The following is a 22,356-nucleotide window of genomic DNA, read 5'->3' as shown; positions in this document are numbered from 1 at the left end:
GCGGCATGAAATATAACCCTGAGGAAGTTGCAGAATTGCAACCCGATTACATGGGGTTTATATTTTGGGAGCCTTCTTCCCGTTACTATCAAGGTTCTCTTACAGACAAAATTTCGTCAATAGAAAAAATTGGCGTTTTCGTAGATGCGCCAATAAAAGATGTTCTTGAAAAAGTAAAAACCTATGCCTTAAGCGGTATTCAACTACATGGTAAAGAAACTCCGGAATACTGCGCCCAATTAACCAAAGAACTCTCCAACAAAACCATTACCGTCATCAAAGTATTTTCCATTAAGGATCAATTCGACTTTTCTACATTGAAACCTTATGAAGAAGTATGCGATTTTTACCTATTTGACACCAAAGGAAAACTTCCCGGAGGAAATGGCTACACCTTTGATTGGAAGTTATTAAAAGATTACCCATCAAAAAAGCCCTATTTTTTAAGTGGCGGAATAGGCTTGGAAAATGTGGCGGATATTAAATCATTTCTAAAAAGGCCAGAATCAAAATATTGTCATGCCTTGGATGTTAACAGTAAATTTGAGAACAAACCGGGCCATAAGAATATAGATAAGTTAAAAGAATTTAAATCCATATTGAACCTATAGCGACCAATATGAGAATTAATATACACTACAAAGTAAAAGTACTATGAAATATCATGTAGATGAAAAAGGATATTATGGTGAGTTTGGAGGAGCATTTATTCCTGAAATGCTATATCCGAATGTAGAAGAGCTACGGCAAAAATATATAGAGATCATGTACGAGGAATCTTTTCAAAAAGAATTCCATCAATTATTGAAAGACTATGTAGGGCGCCCTTCACCTTTATATTATGCCAAGCGCCTTTCTGAAAAACACGGAGCAAAAATATATTTAAAAAGAGAAGACCTGAACCATACGGGCGCCCACAAGGTAAACAATACCATTGGGCAGATCTTAATGGCCAAACGATTGGGAAAAAACCGAATCATTGCCGAAACCGGGGCCGGCCAACATGGTGTGGCCACTGCTACCGTATGTGCGTTAATGGGCATTAAATGTGTGGTGTATATGGGAGAGATAGATATTGCCAGGCAAGCGCCCAATGTGGCCCGAATGAAAATGCTGGGCGCAGAGGTAAGACCCGCTCTTTCGGGGAGTAAGACCCTAAAAGATGCCACTAACGAAGCTATTAGGGATTGGATCAATAACCCCGTAGATACACATTACATTATCGGGTCGGCCATTGGCCCTCACCCCTACCCCGATATGGTAACACGTTTTCAATCCATTATTTCAGAAGAGATAAAATGGCAGTTGAAAGAGAAAGAAGGAAAAGAAAACCCTGATTATGTTATTGCATGTATCGGTGGAGGCAGTAATGCGGCTGGCACCTATTACCATTTCTTGGATGATATGGAAGTAGGTATTATTGCCGTAGAAGCTGCAGGAAAAGGTATCGACTCTGGAGAAAGTGCAGCCACCTCCGCTTTGGGAAAAGTAGGAATTATACATGGTTGCAAAACCATGTTGATGCAGACCAACGACGGACAAATTACCGAACCCTATTCCATATCGGCGGGTCTGGACTATCCAGGAGTAGGGCCTATGCACTCGCATCTATACAAATCTGGTAGAGCAGAGTTTTACTCGGCAACGGACGAGGAGGCCATGAGGTCCGGATTGGAGCTTTCAAAATTAGAAGGTATTATACCGGCCATAGAATCGGCACATGCCCTTGCTATTTTTGAACATAAAAAATTTAACCCCGACGATGTTTTGGTAATTAGCCTATCCGGACGTGGTGATAAAGATTTACAGACATATATTGACTATTTTAAGTTAGCCTAAGCAATGAACAACAGAATATTTACAGAACTAGATTCAGACAAGAAACTACTATCTATCTATTTTACCGCTGGATACCCGCACCTGAACGATACCGTTAAGATCATACAAGATTTAGAAAACAGTGGTGTAGACATGATAGAGATAGGGCTTCCTTTTAGCGATCCATTGGCCGATGGCCCTACGATACAGGAGAGCTCTACAACCGCTCTTAAAAATGGGATGACCACGGAAATCTTGTTTAATCAGTTACAGGATATAAGAAAAACCGTTTCAATCCCACTTATAATCATGGGATATTTCAATCCTATGTTACAGTTCGGTGTGGAAGATTTTTGTAAAAAATGTAACGAAATAGGTATTGACGGATTAATTATACCCGATTTGCCATTAGATGTTTACCAAGAACAATACGAAACCATTTTTAAAAAATATGGATTGATCAACGTATTCTTGATCACCCCCCAAACCAGTGAGGAACGAATCAAAAAAATAGATGCCGCTTCTAACGGTTTTATATATATGGTAAGCTCCGCAAGTGTTACCGGATCCAAATCTGGTTTTGGCAAAGAACAGGAAAGTTACTTTAAGCGTATTGCATCACTAAATCTAAAACATCCACAAATAGTCGGTTTTGGAATTAAAGATAAAAAGACCTTTGCCCAAGCTACCGAAACGGCCAAAGGTGCCATCATAGGCTCTGCTTTTATAAAGCATCTTACCGCTCATGGAACGGACAATATTGAATCTTTTATAAAATCGATTAGGTAACATGTACTTTATAAACAACTGGAAACTAATCATTTTGCTTTGCCTTACTTTAGGCTTGGCACCTTTTTTTCCCGAACCTCATTTATGGGGCAAGATCAAATGGATTGCCGGAGGTGCCCACGGTATGCAATTTATGGATTGGTTCGATGTACTTCTACACGGATTTCCATTTATCCTCTTACTACGCAAGATTACACTCGGTCTTTTTAAAAATTAACGCTATTGCCTTGTAGAACTCGTATTAATAGAATACTTTTCTAAATATTCCACTATACTGTTTACATGAAAAAATTATACTTGCTATTAGTACTGTTTGCGATCAACCATGCCGCATATTCCCAAGATTCAACCACTTTAAAATCTCAAGTAAGGCATAGTATCGACGAATTAAAAGATTTTGTAGCCATACCCAACGATGCCACAAACGCCGATGATATAGATGCCAATATTATTTGGCTTAGAAATAAATTTGACCAAAGGGGATTTAATACAAGCATACTGGAAACGGAAAACCTCCCTTTGTTTTTTGCGGCACTTCCTATGGACGACAACAAGCCTACGATATTATTTTATATGCATTTGGATGGCCAGTCGGTAGACCCTTCTAAGTGGGACCAGAGAAATCCGTATGAAATAGCATTAAAATCTAAAAATGGGGATGACTGGAAGACCGAATCCTTTGCCGACCTAAATGACGACATTAACTACGATTGGCGTTTGTTCGGTAGGTCTACATCAGACGACAAGGGACCTATTGTAATGTTCTTGAACGCTATGGACCTACTAAAAAAGGACCATGTAGATATTCCTTTCAACATTAAGGTCATTCTTGATAGTGAAGAAGAAAAAAGCAGCAAACCGTTACCAAAAGCGGTAAAGCAATATAGAGAATTGTTAATGGCCGATTTTTTGATCATCAACGATGGCCCAGTACATAGTTCTGGCAAACCTACGGTAGTCTATGGTTGTCGAGGCATCACTACCATGTCACTAACCACTTTTGGCCCCATAAAACCTCAACATAGTGGACATTATGGTAATTTTGCCCCGAACCCTGGTTTTGAACTCGCAAAATTATTAGCGACCCTAAAAGATGATGATGGCCGTGTATTAATACCAGGTTACTATGATGGCATTAATATAGACGAGACTACCCAAAACATATTAAAAAGTGTGCCGGACAACGACCAAGAAATTGCAGACAGGTTACAATTTAAGTCCGCAGATAAAGTAGGCAGTTTTTACCAAGAAGCCTTACAGTTTCCTAGTTTAAACTTGCGCGGACTAGGTTCAGGATGGATCGGAGAACAGGCCAGAACCATTGTTCCTGCATCGGCAACAGCAGAATTGGATATGAGATTGGTACCCGAATCGGATGGAAACAGGTTAAAGTCTCTTGTGAAAAAACATATCGAAAAACAAGGTTTCTTTATTACCGAAACGGTACCTACCAAAGATCAAAGATTGGCACATGACAAAATTGTTATGATCAAAGAAGGTTCTGTAACGGATGCTTTTAGAACGGACCTCAACAATCCACATGGAAATTTCATCGTAAACACCCTTAAAAATAAGTTTAACGAAGAAGTAGTACAGATTAGAACCATGGGAGGCACCGTACCGATCTCTCCTTTTGTAAACGAACTCAAGATTCCTGCCTTTCTTGTTCCCCTTGTAAATGCCGATAACAATCAGCACAGCCCAAATGAAAATTTAAGAATCGGACAAATAGCCTACGGAATACAGGTCTTTTATGAAATTTTAAGCACTGCCCCTACCGAATAATGTACTGTACTTTTATCTAAAAGGTAATAAAAAAATGAGGTAAGAACCCATTTACTTCTAATGTCTTACTTAAAAAAAGACCCGAGCAATTTAACATGCCCGGGTCTTTTATTTTACTCAACTTTACTAGAAAACAAGAAACCTCTACGCCGAGTTTCTACTTGCATTAATATTACCATAGAGAGATCTTGTAACAATTTTCTCATAAAGTTCCCTATGTGGAGAGCCCTTACCTATCTTTTGTAGGGCATATTGCTGTATCACCAACAACGGTAAAACAATATTTTCCCTGATTTTGATGGACTCTCTTGAGATGGCTTCTTTCTCCATAAGAATTTCCATTCCTGAAAGTTTCAACAACATCTTTTTAGAAAGTTTGTACTCATCATATAGAATATCCCAAAATTCACCATACTCCTTATCTTCTTTCATATAGCTGGTCAGCTCAAAATAACATTTAGAAAGACTCATCATACTGTTCATCATCAAGGCCTGAAAAAATGGCACTTCATCATACAATTTTTTGGCTTCTTGAAACCTTCCTTCATCATCCAGCTTCTTGAGTGCAGAACCTATTCCAAAGTACCCTGGAACATTCTGTTTTAACTGGCTCCAAGAACCAACGAAAGATATTGCCCTTAAGTCCGTTAATTCCAATTTGGCCTTGTTACCACGTTTACCAGGCCTACTTCCAATATTTGCCTTGGTATAATATTTTAAGGTACTCATATTTTCTAGGTACGGCATAAACTTATCATGATGTTTTAATGCATCGTATTTGGCAAAACTGAGCTCGGACAATTCTTCTATAAGTTTTCTTGATTCTTCTGAAATGGTGATTTCCTTACCAAGTATGGTATTGGAAAGACCTGCCGTCAACAATTGCTCACTATTATAAATAAATTGCTCTTTGGTTCCATACGTACTGGTAATGGTCTGACCTTGAATGGTCAATTGAATTTCATTATTGGCCACTTTACTGGTCTGGGCCGCATAAAAACGGTGTGTTTTTCCTCCTCCTCTTGCTGGTGGGCCTCCCCTACCATCAAAGAAAATAGCGGAAATTCCGTTTTTGCTACAAACGTCGGAGAGTGTTTCCTTCGTCTTTAATATGGACCAATTTGCCTTTAGATACCCCCCATCTTTGGTTCCGTCAGAGAAGCCCAACATTATGGTTTGTTTGTTGCCACGAGCGGCGAGGTGTTGTCTGTAGACCTCTAGGTCAAAGAGCTGCTGCATGGTAGCTTCGGCATTCTCCATTCCGTTCATGGTCTCAAACAATGGAACTATATCAAAGGTTATTTTTTTATCGCCCCAACCACACCATCTAAACAATGCGTAAACAAATAGAATACTAAATATATCTTCAGAATTACTGATGATGTATCTATTACAACCCTCTTCACCGTTCTTTTTCTGTATTATGGGTAATTGAGAAATGTTGACAATGGTATCTTTTACTATATCTTCCTCAAAATCTTCTGGAGACAGTTCAAAATTTTCGTGTATTAAAATCTGAATCAGTTCTTCTTCGGACAATTCTTTTATATCTGCCTTTATATACCCTTTTTTCCTTAGCACTTCATTCATTACCTTGGTATGAATGCTATGGTCTTGTCTAATATCAATGGTCGCAAAATGGGTTTTAAATATTTTTACCTTGTCAATAAATTTGTCCAAATCCTTCAGATAAAGATTATGGTATTTATTCACCAAGGCCTCCCTTATTTGAAGTAACGGATTTATAATATCGTCATAACCTACATCCTTTGAGCTATCGAACATCGCGGTATATAGGTTGCTCCTTAATTGGTTCAAGGGCTCTTGAACTTCTTTGAAGGTAAGCTTAAACTGTAGACGTTTTAAATCGTTATAATAGCACTTCATCAACGTTAGACGAAGCTCGTTCATTACATCTTTGGTGATTTTTGATGTAACAAAAGGGTTTCCGTCCCTATCTCCTCCGGGCCAAAAACCTAATTTTACAATATCGTGATTCTCAAAATTCCATGACCCCGCACTACCCTTTATGTAGGCATATAAATCTCCAATGGCATCATAATACACATGTCTTAAAGTGTATATAATATTCTTGGCCTCATCTAAAGGGGTAGGTTTTTTTGCATTGATCAATGAGGTGAGCCCCAATTGCTGCAAAGCAACGTCTATCTCATCTATCCTATCCTCTAAAATAAGGGTTCTAAGGTTCGTAATTATATCTAGAACGGCCGGGGTATAAAATTGCGTGGGGTGTGCCGTAAGTACAATTCTAGCACTAAAATTGTTCAACTTATCGCCAATATCTTCCCAAGTGCCGTTTCTTTCTACTAACTGAAAATAGTCTCTAAGAGATAAAGAGCTTGTATGTCTATGTAATTTAGGAAAGGCGGCGTCTTCGACACTATCGTACAAAACCACCTGTCTCTCTACATACTGAATAATGCGAAACATAAAGTCTATTCGCTCTTCCTCAGATTTTAGATCGGCATACTTTTCAAAAAACTCCTCTAAGATCTCTTTTGGGTTCAGCCCCTCTTTAAGCCGTTTCTGAGATTGATCCATTAACAGAGGAATCAGCATACCAACATTTTCAATGTGTCTATAGGGTAAATTAAGAAATAGACTATTGTACACATTGAACTTATTCTGTACAGATTTTTTAAACTCCTCTAATCTTTCTGATTGTTGCATATAACGCTCGTTATTTTTCTTTTGTTTAGATATTCATGGACTCCTATTTTCGAATATAAATATCGATATTCTAGAGTAATCATGGGCACGAATATTCTTAAATAACAAAATAGATTTCCTTTACCACAAAAACAACAGTTTTGACAACAATAATTAAACTATTCTGCAAAACCGACTTAGTTTTACACTGTAGTTAAGTAAATAATTTTTTTCATTTTCATATAGTGTTCTCGTAAAAGAGTCTTGCCAAAAGCGGGACTCTTTTTAGTTTGTACAAATAGCCCCCTTAAAATTAACCCATAAAAGATCAAAAGAATTTTCTGTACTGCATGATCCTAAAATCCAATGTGTTAAATGTTGGATCTTTGGCCTTTAAACTCTTGTATAAAGATAGACTGCCCACTGCCCTGTTAGCGGCGCCAGAAGGCGCTATCAACGATACGGTACGTATTTCTTTTGCCGTAATAGGATGAACAAACCTATGAATCCTAGGCACCTCATCGGACAGTTTTTCGTAAACTACACCATTTGCCCTTAAATGTTTTCGGAATAGATATTCAGGTCCATTTTTACTATTGCCACCAGTAAACAGCAAGGTTTCTACATTTGAATATTGGCCCAGATACCTCAACAGATTTCTTAACTCAATATTTTGCATCCCCAAATCAGAGGCATCTACTTTGCTTCGTACCGCAGAAGCAACAATATCACATATTCCAATTTTACGCTCTACTAAAAAAGACTTACGTTTCTCTATGGCTTCTTGCGTTGTCTCAAAAGGCAGGGCCAAGTTAAAAATATCGTTCAATATAGGCCACAATTGTCCATCTCTACTTCCATAACAAAAATCTACGTCTCCTTCTTTTAAATCTCTTGTGGTAAATCTAGGTGGAGGCAAAGTGCCCACTATAAGCTTTGTTGCCTCTTTAAACAAAAAAGGTTCGTATGGATGTGTATGTACAAACAAAATGGAATATTGGTTATACCGTTAAAGGTACAACAAGACATTGTAATAGCTTTTTAGCCTCTAATTTATTAACTTTAAGATGATAAAAACAGTATGGTTATGGGAAAAGGAGACAAAAAATCAAAAAGAGGTAAAATAGCCAATAATTCTTATGGCGCCAGACGACCTAAAAAAATAAAAAGAAGACCCAGTGTTGAAGAAAAAATAAAAATCAGCAAGAAAAAATAGATTACTAGTAGTCTATTCTGAAGTTGAACTCTACTTGGTTTTCTTCATCAATTGCCAGTTCATAGGTATAAAAACCTATAGGTAAAGAATCTATTACCGCTTGGTTTGGCGAATAACCATAAGTGGCCGAATCTGTAACAATACTCAGTTGCATCTCTTCTGCAGCACTCTCAAACTCGTAATAATCCGAGAATTCACCTGCAGGTATATTTTCAAATACCGTATCTTTTTCTATGATCCTTACTTCGGTAAACGAGAAATCGGTATCGTTCTTAATACGAATATTTACCATATCAACATCATCATCCCTATCCGTACAAGAAGAAACTACCACAATAAACAGTACCAATATCGCCAAGAACCTTTTCATAGTATTATTATCATATATAATTATACTAACAGAACGAAATCTCTTGCATTATATTTTACCTAACAAACACAGGTTGGTTTTCTTTTAAGGTATGCTCGGCACTAAACTGGTACCCGTCTAAATCAAATCCTCTTATATCGTCCAAACTTTTCGCTTTATTGTCCAAAATATAGCGCACCATAGAACCTCTTGCCTTTTTCGCGTAAAAACTGATTACTTTCAATTTGTCATTTTTCCAATCCTTAAAAACAGGGGCAATAACCGGCACTTTTAATTTTTTGGCATCAATGGCACCAAAATATTCATTACTCGCCAAATTAACGAATAGCTCATCATTCTCTAGCTCGCTGTTCAGATAATCGGTAAGTGTACTTTTCCAGAATTCATATAGGTTTTTCTTTCTACCTACCTTTAAATTGGTCCCCATTTCCAAACGGTAAGGTTGCATAAGGTCCAATGGTTTTAAAACACCATAAAGCCCAGAAAGGATACGCAGGGTATTTTGCAGGTCTTCCAATTGTGACTCTTTAAGGGTGTAGGCATCCAAACCTTGGTAAACGTCCCCGTTAAAAGCGTAAACTGCCGGTCTTGCATTTTCTGCGGTAAACGGAGTTTTAAAATTTTGATTTCGCTCCCAATTCAACTGAGCCAGATTATCGGAAATGGACATAAGTTCAGAAAGAGCCTTTGGCTTTTTCTTCGCCAAAATTTTATTTAGTTTTTTGGCCTCTTCTATAAATACGGGCTGAGAAAATTTTTGAGTGGGCAAATTACTTTCAAAATCTAACGATTTGGCGGGCGATATTACAATTTTCATCGGAAATTTAATTTTAAACCTGTTTAAATATAAACTTCTTTGCCTATAGAAAAAAACAAAGAACATTCAACTATTCACATATCAAAAATAACTAGGTTTTCAAGTAAAAACTATGGATGTTCAGAAAGAGTTATGATAGTGATATTGGCAATATCTATTCTATACTATTTTTACTATAGTTTCTCCATTTTTCTATACAAGATTGCATGTCATCGGGAATTTCAGAATCAAAATACATCTGCTTTCCCGTAACGGGATGCACAAAACCGAGAGTCTTGGCATGTAATGCCTGCCTTGGCAACACCTTAAACGCGTTTTCTACAAACTGCTTGTACTTGGTAAAGGTGGTGCCTTTTAAAATTTTGTCACCCCCATAGCGCTCATCATTGAACAGGGTGTGACCAATATATTTCATATGTACCCTTATCTGATGCGTTCTACCGGTCTCCAATCTACAAGATACCAAGGTTACATAACCCAATCTCTCAAGTACCTTATAGTGGGTAACGGCTTCTTTACCTTCTTCCCCATCGGGAAAAACATGCATTTGAAGCCTGTTCTTCGGGTTTCGGCCCACATTGCCCTCTATTGTACCTTCATCATCCTCTACATTCCCCCAAACCAAAGCGATATATTCTCTTTGCGATGTTTTGTCAAAGAACTGTTTTGCCAAATGGGTCATGGCGGCCTCTGTCTTTGCTATGACCAGAAGACCAGAAGTATCCTTATCTATTCTATGAACCAGACCTGGACGCTCATTACTATTGGTCGGTAAGTTGTCAAAATGATATATCAAAGCATTTATGAGCGTACCGGAATAATTACCATGACCTGGATGTACCACCATACCGGCAGGTTTGTTCACCACCAATAGAACATCGTCTTCATAGACTACATCTATTGGAATATTTTCTGGCACCAACAAATACTCATGCGGAGGATGTTCGAACAGTACTTTTACCTCATCTCCTGCCTTTACCTTATAATTCGATTTTACAATGGTATCGTTTACCCAAACATGGCCATCTTTGGCCGCTTGCTGAATCTTGTTTCTAGTAGCGTTCTCGATAAAATTCATCAAGAATTTGTCTACCCTTAATGGTTCTTGCCCTTTTGAAGCTACAAATCTATGATGTTCAAAAAGGTCATTGTCTTCAGGTTCGGGATTTAAGTTAGCTGTCATATTTATTCGGAATCGGCCTGAATCCTTGCGCTGTCAGGAATATTGCCGTTACCGCAAATCAGTTCAATTTTAGAGGTTTTTGGAAGCTTGTCCCCTGGCTTAATATCTTTTCCCCTATACTTGATATAATAGACCATATCTTTACCCAATTGGTCTATATAGGTAACCCTCTGAACGTCTAGCCCCACCGCCTTTAACATAGAGGAAGCATTTCTCTTGGTCACCTGGATGATATTGGGAACGGTAACTTTCTTGTAACCTGATGGGTTTACGGTAAAATATATTTTCCTATTTGCCTTAACCTTTGTACCTGCCGAAGGGTTTTGTTCTATAATGGAAAATTTGGGGTAATCGGGATTATAATTTGCAGAATCTACAACTTCATAACGCAATCCTGCTTTTTCTACAGATTGTCGCATTTCCATGACGGACAGTTTGGAAAAATCCGGAACTTCTACAAACTCACCATGGTTGGTGGTACTATTTAACCAGCTCATCGTAAAGAACACCAATATCAATAGAGCCACGAATGCCAGCCCCAACTGAATTAGAAATGTTTTACTCTTTAAAAAACTTAAGAAATTCCTCATTTGGCGTTTTTAATCGTACAAATATAATAAATGCCTATTTACCAATTAAACCTCATTTTTAAATGTTAACGGATATTCTTTTACAAAAATCATCAGGTTAAACAATACATCCTTTTTTGTTTAAAGGGAATAACACATCTTTGCATCGTTAACAACTTTTTTTTATTCCCGATGAAGAAAAAGATAGCAATTATAATGGGTGGCTATTCTAGCGAGTATAAAATATCGCTAAATAGCGGTATGGTAGTATACAATAATTTGGATAAAGATAAATTTGATTTGTACCCTGTACATATATTCAAGAAAAAATGGGTCTACGTTAATGAAAAAGGAGATGAGACCCCCATTAACAAAAATGACTTTTCTCTAAAGATCGGCGATGAAAAAATATTCTTTGATTGTGTTTTTAACGCTATACATGGCACCCCGGGAGAAGATGGACTTATGCAGGCGTATTTTGAATTACTGAACATACCACACACTTCATGTGATTTTTATCAGTCGGCACTTACCTTTAACAAAAGAGACCTACTAAGTGTGCTAAAGCCCTACGGCGTTAAATCGGCCCCTTCGTATTACCTTAACAAAGGAGATAAAATAAACGAACAAGAGATTATAGACACCGTACAGTTACCCTGTTTTGTAAAAGCCAACAAAGCCGGTAGTAGTTTCGGTATTTCTAAAGTATACAAAAAAGAAGAACTGCAAAAAGCGATAGACCATGCATTTAAAGAAGACGATGAGATCATCATCGAAGGTTTTTTGGATGGCACCGAAGTATCTGTAGGTGTAATCACTTTTAAAGGAAAAACAAAAGTCTTGCCCATCACCGAAATCGTTTCGGAAAACGATTTTTTTGACTATGAAGCAAAGTACGAGGGTAAATCACAAGAGATAACACCGGCCAGAATTTCCAAGACCCAAGAACTAAATGTTACAACCCTAGCAGAAAAAATTTATACCATCCTAAAATTAAAAGGATTTTCTAGAAGTGAATTTATTTTCATTGGTGACGAACCCCACCTAATAGAGGTAAATACAACCCCCGGATTAACGGCCGAAAGTATTTTGCCCAAACAGGCACTGGAAGCTGGTATAGACCTGCCCCAACTTTTTGAAAATGCTATCAACGAGGTTCTTCATTAAAATAACTACCTTTAAGTATTATTTTCCACAACTATGAGACGTGCAATTTTCCCAGGTTCTTTTGACCCCCTTACCTTAGGCCATCATGATATTATCATGAGAGGCATTACACTATTCGACGAACTCATAATAGCTATCGGAAAAAACGCTCAAAAGAAATATATGTTTTCGTTAGAACAACGAATGTCGTTCATAAAAAGGGCATTTGCCGACGAACCAAAGATAAAAGTCCTTACCTACGAGGGGCTAACGGTCGATTTTTGTAAAAAAGTAGAAGCAAACTATATATTAAGGGGATTGCGAAATCCGGCAGATTTCGAATTTGAAAAAGCGATTGCGCACACCAATCGTAAACTTTCGGAAATAGAAACCGTATTCCTACTTACCTCTTCGGGAAAATCCTATATAAGTTCGTCCATTGTAAGAGATGTAATCCGTAATGGGGGAGACTATACCGGCCTGGTACCCGATTCCGTAAGAATATCATCTTAAATCGCTTTTCTTAAAAAGTCTTCTTCCCAATACTTATCAACACCTATTTGCTAATAAATCACCATTTCTTTTATAGATATTATAGCAGAATATTCTTACTTTTATCTAGAGATATTACCCTTTACATGGTAGTAATATTTTTTGAAATCAGTATAAAACCTGATTTCTAGGCAATTGGATAAAAATAATGGCTAAAAGACAATGATGGTGATGAATAGCTATACAAATTGCACTGTTGTATATACAGATAACAACAGGTTTGACATTGGTCTGTCCCAAGAAAAAAACCCAAGGGAAACACTCATTTTTTTAAGTTCGATACACCCGAAAAAAGAGGACCGAACAAGCTCACCTAACAACAAAAAAAACAAATTAAATAATACGATAACCTTTTGTTGTCTGTACAGAACTTAACAAACAACAACGATTTAAGACCAAAACATTTACAAAACCACAAATATATGCCAGTTCACAACAAAGATTAATCTTAAATACAAAGCTCTGATATATTTGTAAGAAATTACAACAGCATGTTGAAAGACCCCCAAATCCAACCAGCGTCTTACTTAATAAAGCAATTACCTACCTTAACTGTTTTTGTTGACAGAACATTTAAGATTGTTCATGCTTCCGATAAATGGATTGCCACTTTTGAAAAAGACAGCAACAACACCTTGGGAAAAAGCATATTCGATGTTTTCCCTGAGGTAAGCCATAAATGGAAAAAGGTATTGCAAGACTGTTTTTGCGGACAAGCAAAACCATTAGGGGTGCATAAACATATTGATGCCAACCAAACAGAAAAATGGTACGAATGGTCCAACACCTGTTGGTACGATCTAAATGAAAATATTATTGGGGCCATCATTCAAATAAACGATGTAACAGAATCCATCGAAAACGAATTAGAACTCGAAAAGACAAAAAATCTATTAAACCAACAGTCCAAAAGCTCTAAAACAGGAAGATGGGAATATGACATTGTCTCCAATAAAATAAGTTGGTGCGATATTACCAAGGCTGTTCATGAGGTACCAATGGATTATGTTCCCGACATTGATTCGGCCATTAAGTTTTACAAAGAAGGTTATAGCCGAAATGCTATTTCCATGGCTCTTTACGAAGCTTCTGAAAAAGGAACCCCATGGAGCGAAAAATTGCAAATAACTACCGCCACTGGTATAGATAAATGGGTCTTGACTACCGGAAAAGCCATATTCAAAAAAGGAGAATTGGTTGGTTTTAGTGGCACATTTCAAGATATTAACGACCAAATAATCGCTCATTTAGAGACCAAAAAAAATGAAAAGCTATTAAGGACCCTAGTGGACAACCTTCCTCTAAACGTTTACGTAAAAGACATAAATTCCAGAAAAATTCTTGCTAACAAGGCAGAATGTGATTTCTTCGAGGTTGATAATGAAAACGACCTGTTGGGCAAGAACAATTTTGACTTGTACGATGCGGAAACAGCCCGTACTTACACCGAACAGGATATAAGGGTAATGACAAATTTGACACCAATTCTTGGGGAAGAACTAATTTGCACCAAAAAAGATGGTACACAAACTATATTTCTAAGTTCAAAAATTCCACTTTTCGACGAAAATGGCACAGCAAATGGCCTGATCGGTATCAGTTTGGACATTACAAACATTAAACAAAAGGAGAAAGAGCTTAGGAACCTTATAGATGTCACCTCTTTACAAAACAAAAAACTGATCAATTTTGCCCATATAGTTTCACATAACTTAAGATCACATACAGCCAATTTCTCCATGCTATTAGATTTTTTACATCATGAAGAATGTGAAGACGAAAAAAAGAAAATACTGAACATGCTAGATAGCGCGTCCAAAAATTTACTCGAAACCATAGACAATTTAAATGAAGTGGTCGCTATTAGCACCAACGTAAATCTAGAGACAAAAGAAGTAAACCTTCATGAGAGAATAACCGCCGTAAAGAAAAACTTATCAGATTTCATAGATTCTAACCAAGCAAGTATTACGAACAACATATCAAAAAAAGAAACCTTAAAAGCCGTTCCGTCATATTTAGATAGTATCTTAATGAATTTTATCACCAATGGCATCAAATACAAACACCCCAAAAGAAAACCCGAGTTAACACTGGATTTGACAAAAGAGGGTAACTTTAGTATCTTGTCTGTACAAGATAACGGACTGGGCATTGACCTAAAAAAATATGGGAACAAACTGTTTGGAATGTACAAAACGTTCCACAACCATCAAAACGCCAGAGGTATAGGCCTTTATATAACCAAGAATCAGGTGGAAGCAATGGGTGGAAAAATTGAAGTAGAAAGTGAAGTAGGCAAAGGCACAACCTTTAAGATATTCTTTAATGAAAAAATTTAAGCTGATTAGTATCGTAGATGATGACCCTATTGCGATTTTTGGCATTCATAAAATGTTGAACCTCACTGTTGAATGTGAAACTATAGAATCGTACATAAACGGAAAGGTAGCGCTAGATGGCCTTAACAAAAGGTTCAAAGACTCAGAAGTAATACCGGATGTAATCTTTTTGGATATTAATATGCCCATTATGGATGGTTGGCAATTTCTAGAAGAATTTATTAAACTTCCTATTACAAAGAAAATAAGAATAAACATAGTCACCTCATCCATAGACCCTTACGACAAACAAAAATGGGAACAATACAAGGACCAAACCCATCATTTGATCACCTTTAACAACAAGCCCATGAAAAAAGAAGATATCGCCAAAATAACGAAAACCGCATAGGCCCAGCATTTATCGATTTTAATTATTTTTACCAAAATAACTCATTAGGACAAAAAACCTAATAAACAGTGTATTGGTTATGCGAATATTGCTTGTTTCCTTTTTTTTAACCCTTATTTTTCTGTCATGTGAATCTAAGGTAGAGGATATTGAAATAGATTTTATTACACCTTTTGAATCTTCTAAAGGAACAGAGACGGCTACGTACGAAGAGGTGATAGAGTTCTACCTAAGACTGGCCAAAGAATTTCCGGAAATTAACATACAGACCATAGGGGAAACCGATAGCGATAAACCGCTTCATTTGGTTACCTATAATGCCGACGGTGATTTTAATTTCAATAAAATAACCAAAAACAAGACCGTATTATTAATAAATAACGGCATTCACCCTGGGGAGAGCGATGGCATAGATGCCACTATGCTTTTGTTCAGGGATTTAGCCAGCGGCAAAATATCCAGCCCAGAACAGACCGTTGTAGTTACCATTCCCATATACAACATTGGGGGGGCACTTAACAGAAACTCGACCACTAGGGCCAATCAAAACGGTCCAGAGTCATACGGATTCAGGGGCAACGCCTTAAATTATGACCTTAACCGTGATTTTATAAAGACAGATACAAAAAACGCCAGAACATTTGCCAAAATTTACCATTTAGTAAAGCCGGACCTATTTATAGATAACCATGTAAGCAATGGTGCGGATTACCAATACACATTAACCCATTTGTTCACTCAGCACAATAAACTGGGGGGTGAACTAGGACACTATCTTCACAATACCCTAATGCCATCGTTAGAGGATTCTCTCTCATTGGAAGATTGGAGCATAACACCGTATGTAAACGTCTTTAACAAACCTCCAGAAGTAGGGTTCCAACAATTTATGGATCACCCTAGATACTCTACCGGATACACAACACTCTGGAACACTTTAGGCATGATGGTCGAAACGCACATGTTAAAACCCTACCAACCTAGAGTTGAAGGCACCTACAAACTGATGGAAAAAATGATCGCCATTTCAGAAAAAGAAGGAAAAAAAATCAAGGAACTGCGAACCAAAGCAAGCAACAGACACCTAAATTGGAACTACTACCCTACCAAATGGAGCGTAGACAGTACAAAATCTTCGGTTCTTAAGTTTAAAGGATACCAAGCAGACACCATAATCAGCAAAGTAACCGGCCACAATAGACTTAAGTACGATAGAAACAGACCATTTACCAAGAATGTAGTTTATTACAATTATTTCAAGGCGACGGATTCCGTAAAAATTCCAGAGGCATACATCATAAAAAAACAATGGAAAAAGGTTATGGACCTACTTGCCTTAAACGAAATCGAATTTGAACTGATCAAAAAAGATACAATATTACAGGTAGAATCGTACAGAATAGAAGATTACAGTACGGTAAAAAATCCGTACGAAGGCCATTACCTACATTATGACACCCATACCAGCTCTAAAATGGCCGAAGTTAACTTCGAAGAAGGAGATATCGTTGTATATACAGACCAGCCCGGCTTCAGATATATTATGGAAACCTTAGAGCCTTCTTCCACCGATTCTTTTTTTAACTGGAATTTCTTTGATACTATTTTACAACAAAAAGAAGGTTTCTCTCCTTATGTATTTGAGGATACAGCTTTAAATCTATTGGAACAGGACACTGTTCTCAAAAAGGAATTTGAAGCGAAGAAAGAAGTGGATGCAAAGTTTTCAGAAAATTGGTACGCTCAGTTAAAATGGATTTTTGAACGTTCACCTCTCTACGAAAAAGCACATAAACAGTACCCTATCTACAGAGTACCTAAAGAGAAATAGGTTCATAAAAAAAATCGATCAATCACCTTCGAACAAAATTTTAATGTTCACATATGAATTTTGAAGGGCTTCCTTTATTTTTTTGGGCCCCTTCCATTTCACCTTTACGATACCTTCTTTTTTTTGGGGTTTTAACTTTCCGGAATAATCCGTTTTCATCGCATACCAGTGCACTTGTTTAAGCGTTGGCGTTCCGTTATTTCCGAAAATATGATACGTAGTCCTTAAAAAATTTTCTATCCTTAGGTTCTTTACCCCAGTTTCCTCCATTACCTCACGTATGGCACAATCTTCTATAGATTCCCCTTTATCCAATTTCCCCTTGGGCAGATCCCACTTGTCATTTCTATAAATAAAAAGCACTTTACCCTCATCATTGGTTACCACACCACCCGCCGCAACTATTAGTGGTATCTCTTTAGTGAACTTTTTAAGAAGCTCCTCATGGTTAGGGTGATAAATGTATGCTTCTTCAAGCTTTTTTTTCTTTAAAGCCTTAATGGCACTTTGTATAGATTCTTGATTCAGCAAAAAATACTCGCCATTAGCTGTTTCGGAGAGTTTATTTGTTAAAATCAAAGGCAATTCATTAACAAAAACTTTATACATTTGCGACATGGTTTTAGACAAGAACACAGCTAAAAAAACAGCGGAGCTTCTGCTACAAATTAATGCAATAAAATTGAAACCAGAAAATCCTTTTACATGGGCTTCTGGCTGGAAATCTCCGATATATTGCGACAACCGAATATTACTGTCATATCCGACTATTCGCAATTATGTAAGGGAAGAAATGGCAAAGCAAGTAGAGTTGTTATACGGCAAACCTGATGTAATCGCAGGGGTAGCCACTGGAGCTATCGGCATCGGCGCCCTCGTAGCGGATGCATTGGGGCTTCCGTTTATCTATGTTAGACCCGAACCGAAATCCCATGGAAGACAAAACCAGATCGAGGGTCAATTATCGCCCAACCAGACCGTAGTGGTCATCGAGGATCTGATAAGCACTGGCAAAAGCAGCCTCAATGCCGTGGACGCCCTTAAGGAACAAAAAGCGAACATAAAGGGCATGTTGGCCATATTTACCTATGGTTTCGATGTCGCCGTAAAGAATTTTGAACAAAAAAATGTTGAGCTGCACACCTTGAGCAGCTATGATTATTTAATTGAACAGGCATCGGATACCGATTATATAAAAGAAGATCAACTTAATACTTTGATGGAGTGGAGAAAAAATCCATCAAAATGGCTACAATAAAAATATGTTTATAGAAACACCCAAAACCACCGTAAATAAAAGTACTCAAGAAACTTTTGAATTTTTGAGCGATCTTGCCAATTTCGAAAAATTGATGCCCGACAATATAGATAAATTCGAGGTCATCAACGAAAACAGATTCCTGTTCGCCCTAAAGGGAATGCCAGAAATAGTATTGGAAAGAAAAGAACAGACACCATTTTCAAAACTTGTACTAGGTGCGGCCAGTGATAAACTACCTTTTACCCTTACTGCGGACATTACCGAAATTGAGGCAAATAAAAGTGAAGTTGTCCTAAGTTTCTCAGGTGAGTTCAATGCTATGATGGCAATGATGATAAAAAAACCAATTACCAATTTTATCAATGCCCTCACCGACAAACTGCAAAGCATCTAATAAAGTAACCTTACTTCTTTCAGGTCAAACTTATGAATATGTTCATCTTCGAGCCTAACCAATAACTTGCCCTGAAGCGAGACACCCTCTATAATACCAGTAAAAACAGTCCCGTTCTGTTTTTGAAATGTACTCGCCACCCCTAGCCGAAAGAGTCGAGAATGGTAATCCTCATACAAATCGCCAGGGTTGGATAGATTTTTATCGGTGTTTATTAAATATTTTTGAAGGTTTTCCAGAATTTGCCCCAATAAGTCATCCAGGTCAAAATGTACGTTTGTCACCCCCTTCACCGAGGAAGCTTTTAGACTGCCCGAAAAATCTGTTTGGTTTACATTAAGGCCAATTCCTATAATAGCCGCCTTAATTTTTGTTCCAGCGACAATGTTTTCTATTAAAATACCACATAATTTAGACGAACCTGACAGAATGTCGTTTGGCCATTTTATAGCCAATCTTGGCACTCCTATAGCATAAAGTGTATCAAAAACTGCCATGGAAGTGTACATGTTCAAAAGAAATTTATCTTTTAAATCAAATCCATCCATTATTTTTAAAACACTGAAAGTTAGGTTTTTACCAGCTTCTGATTGCCATACCGCCCCCATTTGCCCTTTACCCTTGGTTTGGTCTTTGGTCACTACGACCGTATAATCATGAAGTTTACCACGTTTCCATAGTTCTTTTAAATAGGTATTGGTAGACTCCGTGGCACTAAGTTTGATTATCTGCATATGGGCCTGCTTTTAGAAAACTTTAATCAATTGTTAAAAACTACGCCTAAAAGAGCAAAAAAACAATAACTTTGTAAAAACTAAAACTTTTGAATGCAGAAAAGGAAAACTAGTGCAGATGAGTTGATTGCATTGATTTTGCAGGGAATAGACGAAGTAAAAGGACAAAACATTGACTTACTTGACCTGAGAGAAATTGAGAACACCGTTTGCGACTACTTTATAATATGTAATGGTACTTCTAATACGCATGTAAATGCGATTGTAGGCTCTATCCAAAAAACCGTTAGCAAAGCTATTAAAGACAAGCCTTGGCATGTAGAAGGCCAGGACAACGCCGAATGGGTCTTAATGGACTATGTTAATGTAGTTGTCCACGTATTCCAAAAACATGTTAGAGAGTTCTACGACATTGAGGGTCTATGGGGAGACGCAAAGTTTACATCCATCGAAAGTAGCATTAATCATTAAAAAACTATAATGGCAAAAGAGAATAATACAAATCCTAAAAAACCAAAGTTCAGTTCTTGGTGGATATATGGTATCGTTGCAGTACTATTGATCGGTTTTCAACTATTTAATAGTGAAGACTTGGCCAGTACCAAAAAAACGACTACCTCAGAATTACAAGAATACCTTAGAAATGGTGATGTCAAAAAAATACTCATCATTACAAATACAAATCAGGCAAAGGTATTTTTGACCGATGAGGCCATGGCCAAAGAGGTACATAAAGATGTGTCGGAGAAATCTTTTCTCCCAGCCACCAGTAATGTACCGCAATACACGCTGGACTATGGCGACCTACAAATATTCCAGAACGAAATCACCGAAATAAAGAAAGACAACAACCTTGATACCATTATAGAGTTTGGAAAAGAATCTACTGCTATTTTAGATTTTCTACTTTCACTACTTCCCTTTGTGTTGATAATAGGAATATGGATCTACCTTATGCGCAGAATGTCCGGCGGTGGCGGTGGCGGTGCTGGAGGTCAAATTTTCAACATAGGAAAATCAAAGGCCAAACTTTTTGATGAAAAGACAGATACAAGAACCTCGTTCAAAGATGTAGCCGGATTGGAAGGCGCCAAAGAAGAGGTAGAAGAAATAGTGGAGTTTCTCCGAAACCCCGACAAGTATACTTCTTTAGGTGGAAAAATTCCTAAAGGAGCACTTTTGGTAGGCCCTCCAGGTACAGGTAAAACATTATTAGCCAAGGCAGTTGCGGGCGAAGCAAAGGTTCCTTTCTTTTCCCTTTCAGGTTCCGACTTCGTAGAAATGTTCGTGGGTGTAGGTGCCTCTAGGGTGCGTGACCTTTTTAAACAGGCCAAAGACAAATCTCCCGCTATCATATTTATAGACGAGATCGATGCCATTGGTAGAGCTAGGGGAAAAAACAATTTCACGGGATCCAATGATGAAAGGGAAAACACGCTAAACCAGTTATTGACAGAGATGGACGGGTTTGGAACCAATACAAATGTTATCGTATTGGCGGCCACCAACCGTGCCGATGTTCTTGACAAGGCATTGATGCGTGCAGGTAGATTTGACAGACAAATATATGTTGACCTGCCAGACATACGTGAAAGAAAAGAAATTTTTGAAGTTCACCTAAGACCTATAAAGACTGCCGAAACCTTGGATTTAGATTTCTTGGCGAGACAAACTCCAGGATTTTCGGGTGCCGATATAGCAAACGTTTGTAACGAAGCGGCACTAATTGCGGCACGAAAAGAGCAAAAGGCGGTTAACAAACAAGATTTTTTAGATGCCGTAGACAGGATCGTAGGCGGTCTGGAAAAGAAAAATAAGATTATTACACCGGGCGAAAAAAGAACAATAGCATACCACGAGGCCGGCCATGCCACCGTAAGCTGGATGTTGGAACACGCAGCGCCATTGGTAAAGGTGACCATTGTACCAAGAGGACAATCTTTGGGTGCCGCATGGTATCTACCAGAAGAAAGGTTGATCGTAAGGCCAGATCAGATGTTAGACGAAATGTGTGCTACCATGGGAGGTAGAGCAGCAGAAAAAGTGATTTTCGATAAAATATCTACCGGAGCATTGAGCGACCTGGAAAAAGTTACCAAGCAAGCAAAAGCAATGGTAACCATTTACGGCCTTAACGAAACTATAGGTAATTTAACATATTACGATTCATCTGGTCAAGACTCTTACGGCTTCTCAAAGCCCTACAGCGAAGAAACCGCCAGAAAAATCGATGAAGAAATTTCTAAAATCATAGAAGCCCAGTACCAACGTGCCATAAAGGTACTAACGGACAACAAGGACAAACTTACTACACTTGCTGAGCGACTGTTGGAAAAAGAAGTTATCTTTAAGGAAGATTTGGAAAAAATCTTCGGAAAAAGATCTTTTGAAAAAGATCTAATAGAAGAAGAGAAGAAAAAGTCTGAAGAAACCGAAAAAAAAGACACTGAAGAAGACGAAAAAGTATCAGAAAATAGTTAATTATGTA

General features: G+C 37.7%; 23 protein-coding genes. 15 read left to right on the top strand and 8 right to left on the bottom strand.

Annotated elements, in window-relative coordinates; all coding sequences use genetic code 11:
* The first annotated feature begins 5 nt into the window (after window positions 1-5).
* From AB657_RS00325 to AB657_RS00305, 5 genes are all read left to right on the top strand, one after another.
* Window positions 6-611 carry a phosphoribosylanthranilate isomerase gene (locus tag AB657_RS00325; RefSeq protein WP_232304817.1) on the top strand — a complete coding sequence of 202 codons (606 nt, stop codon included), beginning with the start codon at window positions 6-8 and terminating at the stop codon, window positions 609-611.
* 43 nt (window positions 612-654) lie between these two features.
* Window positions 655-1,839, top strand: a complete 1,185-nt coding sequence (gene trpB / locus AB657_RS00320) for a tryptophan synthase subunit beta (protein WP_047244685.1) — start codon at window positions 655-657, stop codon at window positions 1,837-1,839.
* Between the two features lie 3 nt (window positions 1,840-1,842).
* On the top strand, window positions 1,843-2,607 hold the full coding sequence (gene trpA / locus AB657_RS00315) for a tryptophan synthase subunit alpha (protein WP_047244684.1): 765 nt from the start codon (window positions 1,843-1,845) through the stop codon (window positions 2,605-2,607).
* A 1-nt stretch (window position 2,608) separates the two neighbouring features.
* Window positions 2,609-2,824, top strand: coding sequence for a hypothetical protein (locus AB657_RS00310; RefSeq protein ID WP_047244683.1), 216 nt, complete (start codon window positions 2,609-2,611; stop codon window positions 2,822-2,824).
* A 65-nt stretch (window positions 2,825-2,889) separates the two neighbouring features.
* Window positions 2,890-4,392, top strand: coding sequence for a M20/M25/M40 family metallo-hydrolase (locus AB657_RS00305; RefSeq protein ID WP_047244682.1), 1,503 nt, complete (start codon window positions 2,890-2,892; stop codon window positions 4,390-4,392).
* A 144-nt stretch (window positions 4,393-4,536) separates the two neighbouring features.
* On the opposite strand, the gene AB657_RS00300 is transcribed toward AB657_RS00305, so the two are convergent.
* Complete coding sequence (locus tag AB657_RS00300; protein WP_047244681.1) at window positions 4,537-7,083, bottom strand: phosphoenolpyruvate carboxylase; 2,547 nt, start codon at window positions 7,081-7,083, stop codon at window positions 4,537-4,539.
* Window positions 7,084-7,390: 307 nt separating this feature from the next.
* Complete coding sequence (locus AB657_RS00295; RefSeq protein ID WP_047244680.1) at window positions 7,391-8,050, bottom strand: uracil-DNA glycosylase family protein; 660 nt, start codon at window positions 8,048-8,050, stop codon at window positions 7,391-7,393.
* 99 nt (window positions 8,051-8,149) lie between these two features.
* Here AB657_RS00295 and AB657_RS17770 point away from each other — a divergent pair, with 99 nt between their 5' ends.
* On the top strand, window positions 8,150-8,278 hold the full coding sequence (locus AB657_RS17770) for a 30S ribosomal protein THX (protein ID WP_084696455.1): 129 nt from the start codon (window positions 8,150-8,152) through the stop codon (window positions 8,276-8,278).
* 4 nt (window positions 8,279-8,282) lie between these two features.
* Here AB657_RS17770 and AB657_RS00290 read toward each other — a convergent pair whose 3' ends face one another.
* The 4 genes from AB657_RS00290 to AB657_RS00275 form a co-directional block, all read right to left on the bottom strand.
* A complete protein-coding gene (locus AB657_RS00290) occupies window positions 8,283-8,648 on the bottom strand; it encodes a hypothetical protein (protein WP_047244679.1) in 366 nt (121 codons plus the stop codon).
* 55 nt (window positions 8,649-8,703) lie between these two features.
* Window positions 8,704-9,465: a peroxide stress protein YaaA gene (gene yaaA / locus AB657_RS00285; protein ID WP_047247694.1), complete on the bottom strand. Its 762-nt coding sequence runs from the start codon at window positions 9,463-9,465 to the stop codon at window positions 8,704-8,706.
* Between the two features lie 154 nt (window positions 9,466-9,619).
* Window positions 9,620-10,648: an RluA family pseudouridine synthase gene (locus AB657_RS00280; protein ID WP_047244678.1), complete on the bottom strand. Its 1,029-nt coding sequence runs from the start codon at window positions 10,646-10,648 to the stop codon at window positions 9,620-9,622.
* A 2-nt stretch (window positions 10,649-10,650) separates the two neighbouring features.
* The gene (locus AB657_RS00275; protein WP_047244677.1) at window positions 10,651-11,238 is read right to left on the bottom strand and encodes a PASTA domain-containing protein; all 588 of its coding nucleotides are present in this window, start codon (window positions 11,236-11,238) and stop codon (window positions 10,651-10,653) included.
* A gap of 171 nt (window positions 11,239-11,409) precedes the next feature.
* Here AB657_RS00275 and AB657_RS00270 point away from each other — a divergent pair, with 171 nt between their 5' ends.
* The 5 genes from AB657_RS00270 to AB657_RS00250 all read left to right on the top strand — a co-directional run bounded on the left by AB657_RS00270 (window position 11,410) and on the right by AB657_RS00250 (window position 17,479).
* Window positions 11,410-12,384 (top strand): D-alanine--D-alanine ligase, encoded by a 975-nt coding sequence (locus tag AB657_RS00270; RefSeq protein ID WP_047244676.1) that lies wholly within the window; start codon window positions 11,410-11,412, stop codon window positions 12,382-12,384.
* A gap of 33 nt (window positions 12,385-12,417) precedes the next feature.
* Window positions 12,418-12,876: a pantetheine-phosphate adenylyltransferase gene (gene coaD, locus AB657_RS00265; protein ID WP_047244675.1), complete on the top strand. Its 459-nt coding sequence runs from the start codon at window positions 12,418-12,420 to the stop codon at window positions 12,874-12,876.
* 530 nt (window positions 12,877-13,406) lie between these two features.
* Complete coding sequence (locus tag AB657_RS17560) at window positions 13,407-15,257, top strand: PAS domain-containing sensor histidine kinase (protein ID WP_052958587.1); 1,851 nt, start codon at window positions 13,407-13,409, stop codon at window positions 15,255-15,257.
* Window positions 15,244-15,648, top strand: a complete 405-nt coding sequence (locus tag AB657_RS00255) for a response regulator (RefSeq protein WP_047244674.1) — start codon at window positions 15,244-15,246, stop codon at window positions 15,646-15,648. Before AB657_RS17560 ends, AB657_RS00255 begins: the two co-directional genes overlap by 14 nt.
* 79 nt (window positions 15,649-15,727) lie before the next feature.
* On the top strand, window positions 15,728-17,479 hold the full coding sequence (locus AB657_RS00250; protein WP_047244673.1) for a M14 family metallopeptidase: 1,752 nt from the start codon (window positions 15,728-15,730) through the stop codon (window positions 17,477-17,479).
* 18 nt (window positions 17,480-17,497) lie between these two features.
* Here AB657_RS00250 and AB657_RS00245 read toward each other — a convergent pair whose 3' ends face one another.
* Entirely contained in the window at window positions 17,498-18,088 is a 591-nt protein-coding gene (locus AB657_RS00245; protein ID WP_047247692.1) for an NUDIX hydrolase, read from the bottom strand.
* A gap of 7 nt (window positions 18,089-18,095) precedes the next feature.
* Here AB657_RS00245 and pyrE point away from each other — a divergent pair, with 7 nt between their 5' ends.
* Both pyrE and AB657_RS00235 read left to right on the top strand, forming a co-directional pair.
* Entirely contained in the window at window positions 18,096-18,737 is a 642-nt protein-coding gene (gene pyrE / locus AB657_RS00240) for an orotate phosphoribosyltransferase (protein ID WP_047244672.1), read from the top strand.
* Between the two features lie 4 nt (window positions 18,738-18,741).
* Window positions 18,742-19,134: a hypothetical protein gene (locus AB657_RS00235; protein WP_047244671.1), complete on the top strand. Its 393-nt coding sequence runs from the start codon at window positions 18,742-18,744 to the stop codon at window positions 19,132-19,134.
* Here the strand turns inward: AB657_RS00235 and AB657_RS00230 are convergent.
* Entirely contained in the window at window positions 19,131-19,868 is a 738-nt protein-coding gene (locus tag AB657_RS00230) for a biotin--[acetyl-CoA-carboxylase] ligase (protein ID WP_047244670.1), read from the bottom strand. The two genes, AB657_RS00235 and AB657_RS00230, sit on opposite strands and share 4 nt — an antisense overlap.
* 93 nt (window positions 19,869-19,961) lie before the next feature.
* Between AB657_RS00230 and rsfS the strand changes: the two genes are divergently transcribed.
* Window positions 19,962-20,339, top strand: a complete 378-nt coding sequence (gene rsfS, locus AB657_RS00225; protein ID WP_047244669.1) for a ribosome silencing factor — start codon at window positions 19,962-19,964, stop codon at window positions 20,337-20,339.
* Between the two features lie 9 nt (window positions 20,340-20,348).
* Entirely contained in the window at window positions 20,349-22,349 is a 2,001-nt protein-coding gene (gene ftsH / locus AB657_RS00220; protein WP_047244668.1) for an ATP-dependent zinc metalloprotease FtsH, read from the top strand.
* Window positions 22,350-22,356 lie beyond the last annotated feature (7 nt).

This window comes from Maribacter thermophilus (assembly GCF_001020565.1).
GTDB classification, from domain to species: Bacteria; Bacteroidota; Bacteroidia; order Flavobacteriales; family Flavobacteriaceae; genus Maribacter; species Maribacter thermophilus.
Note: the sequence above shows the minus strand (reverse complement) of the source record. Positions and strands in the feature narration are given on the sequence as shown.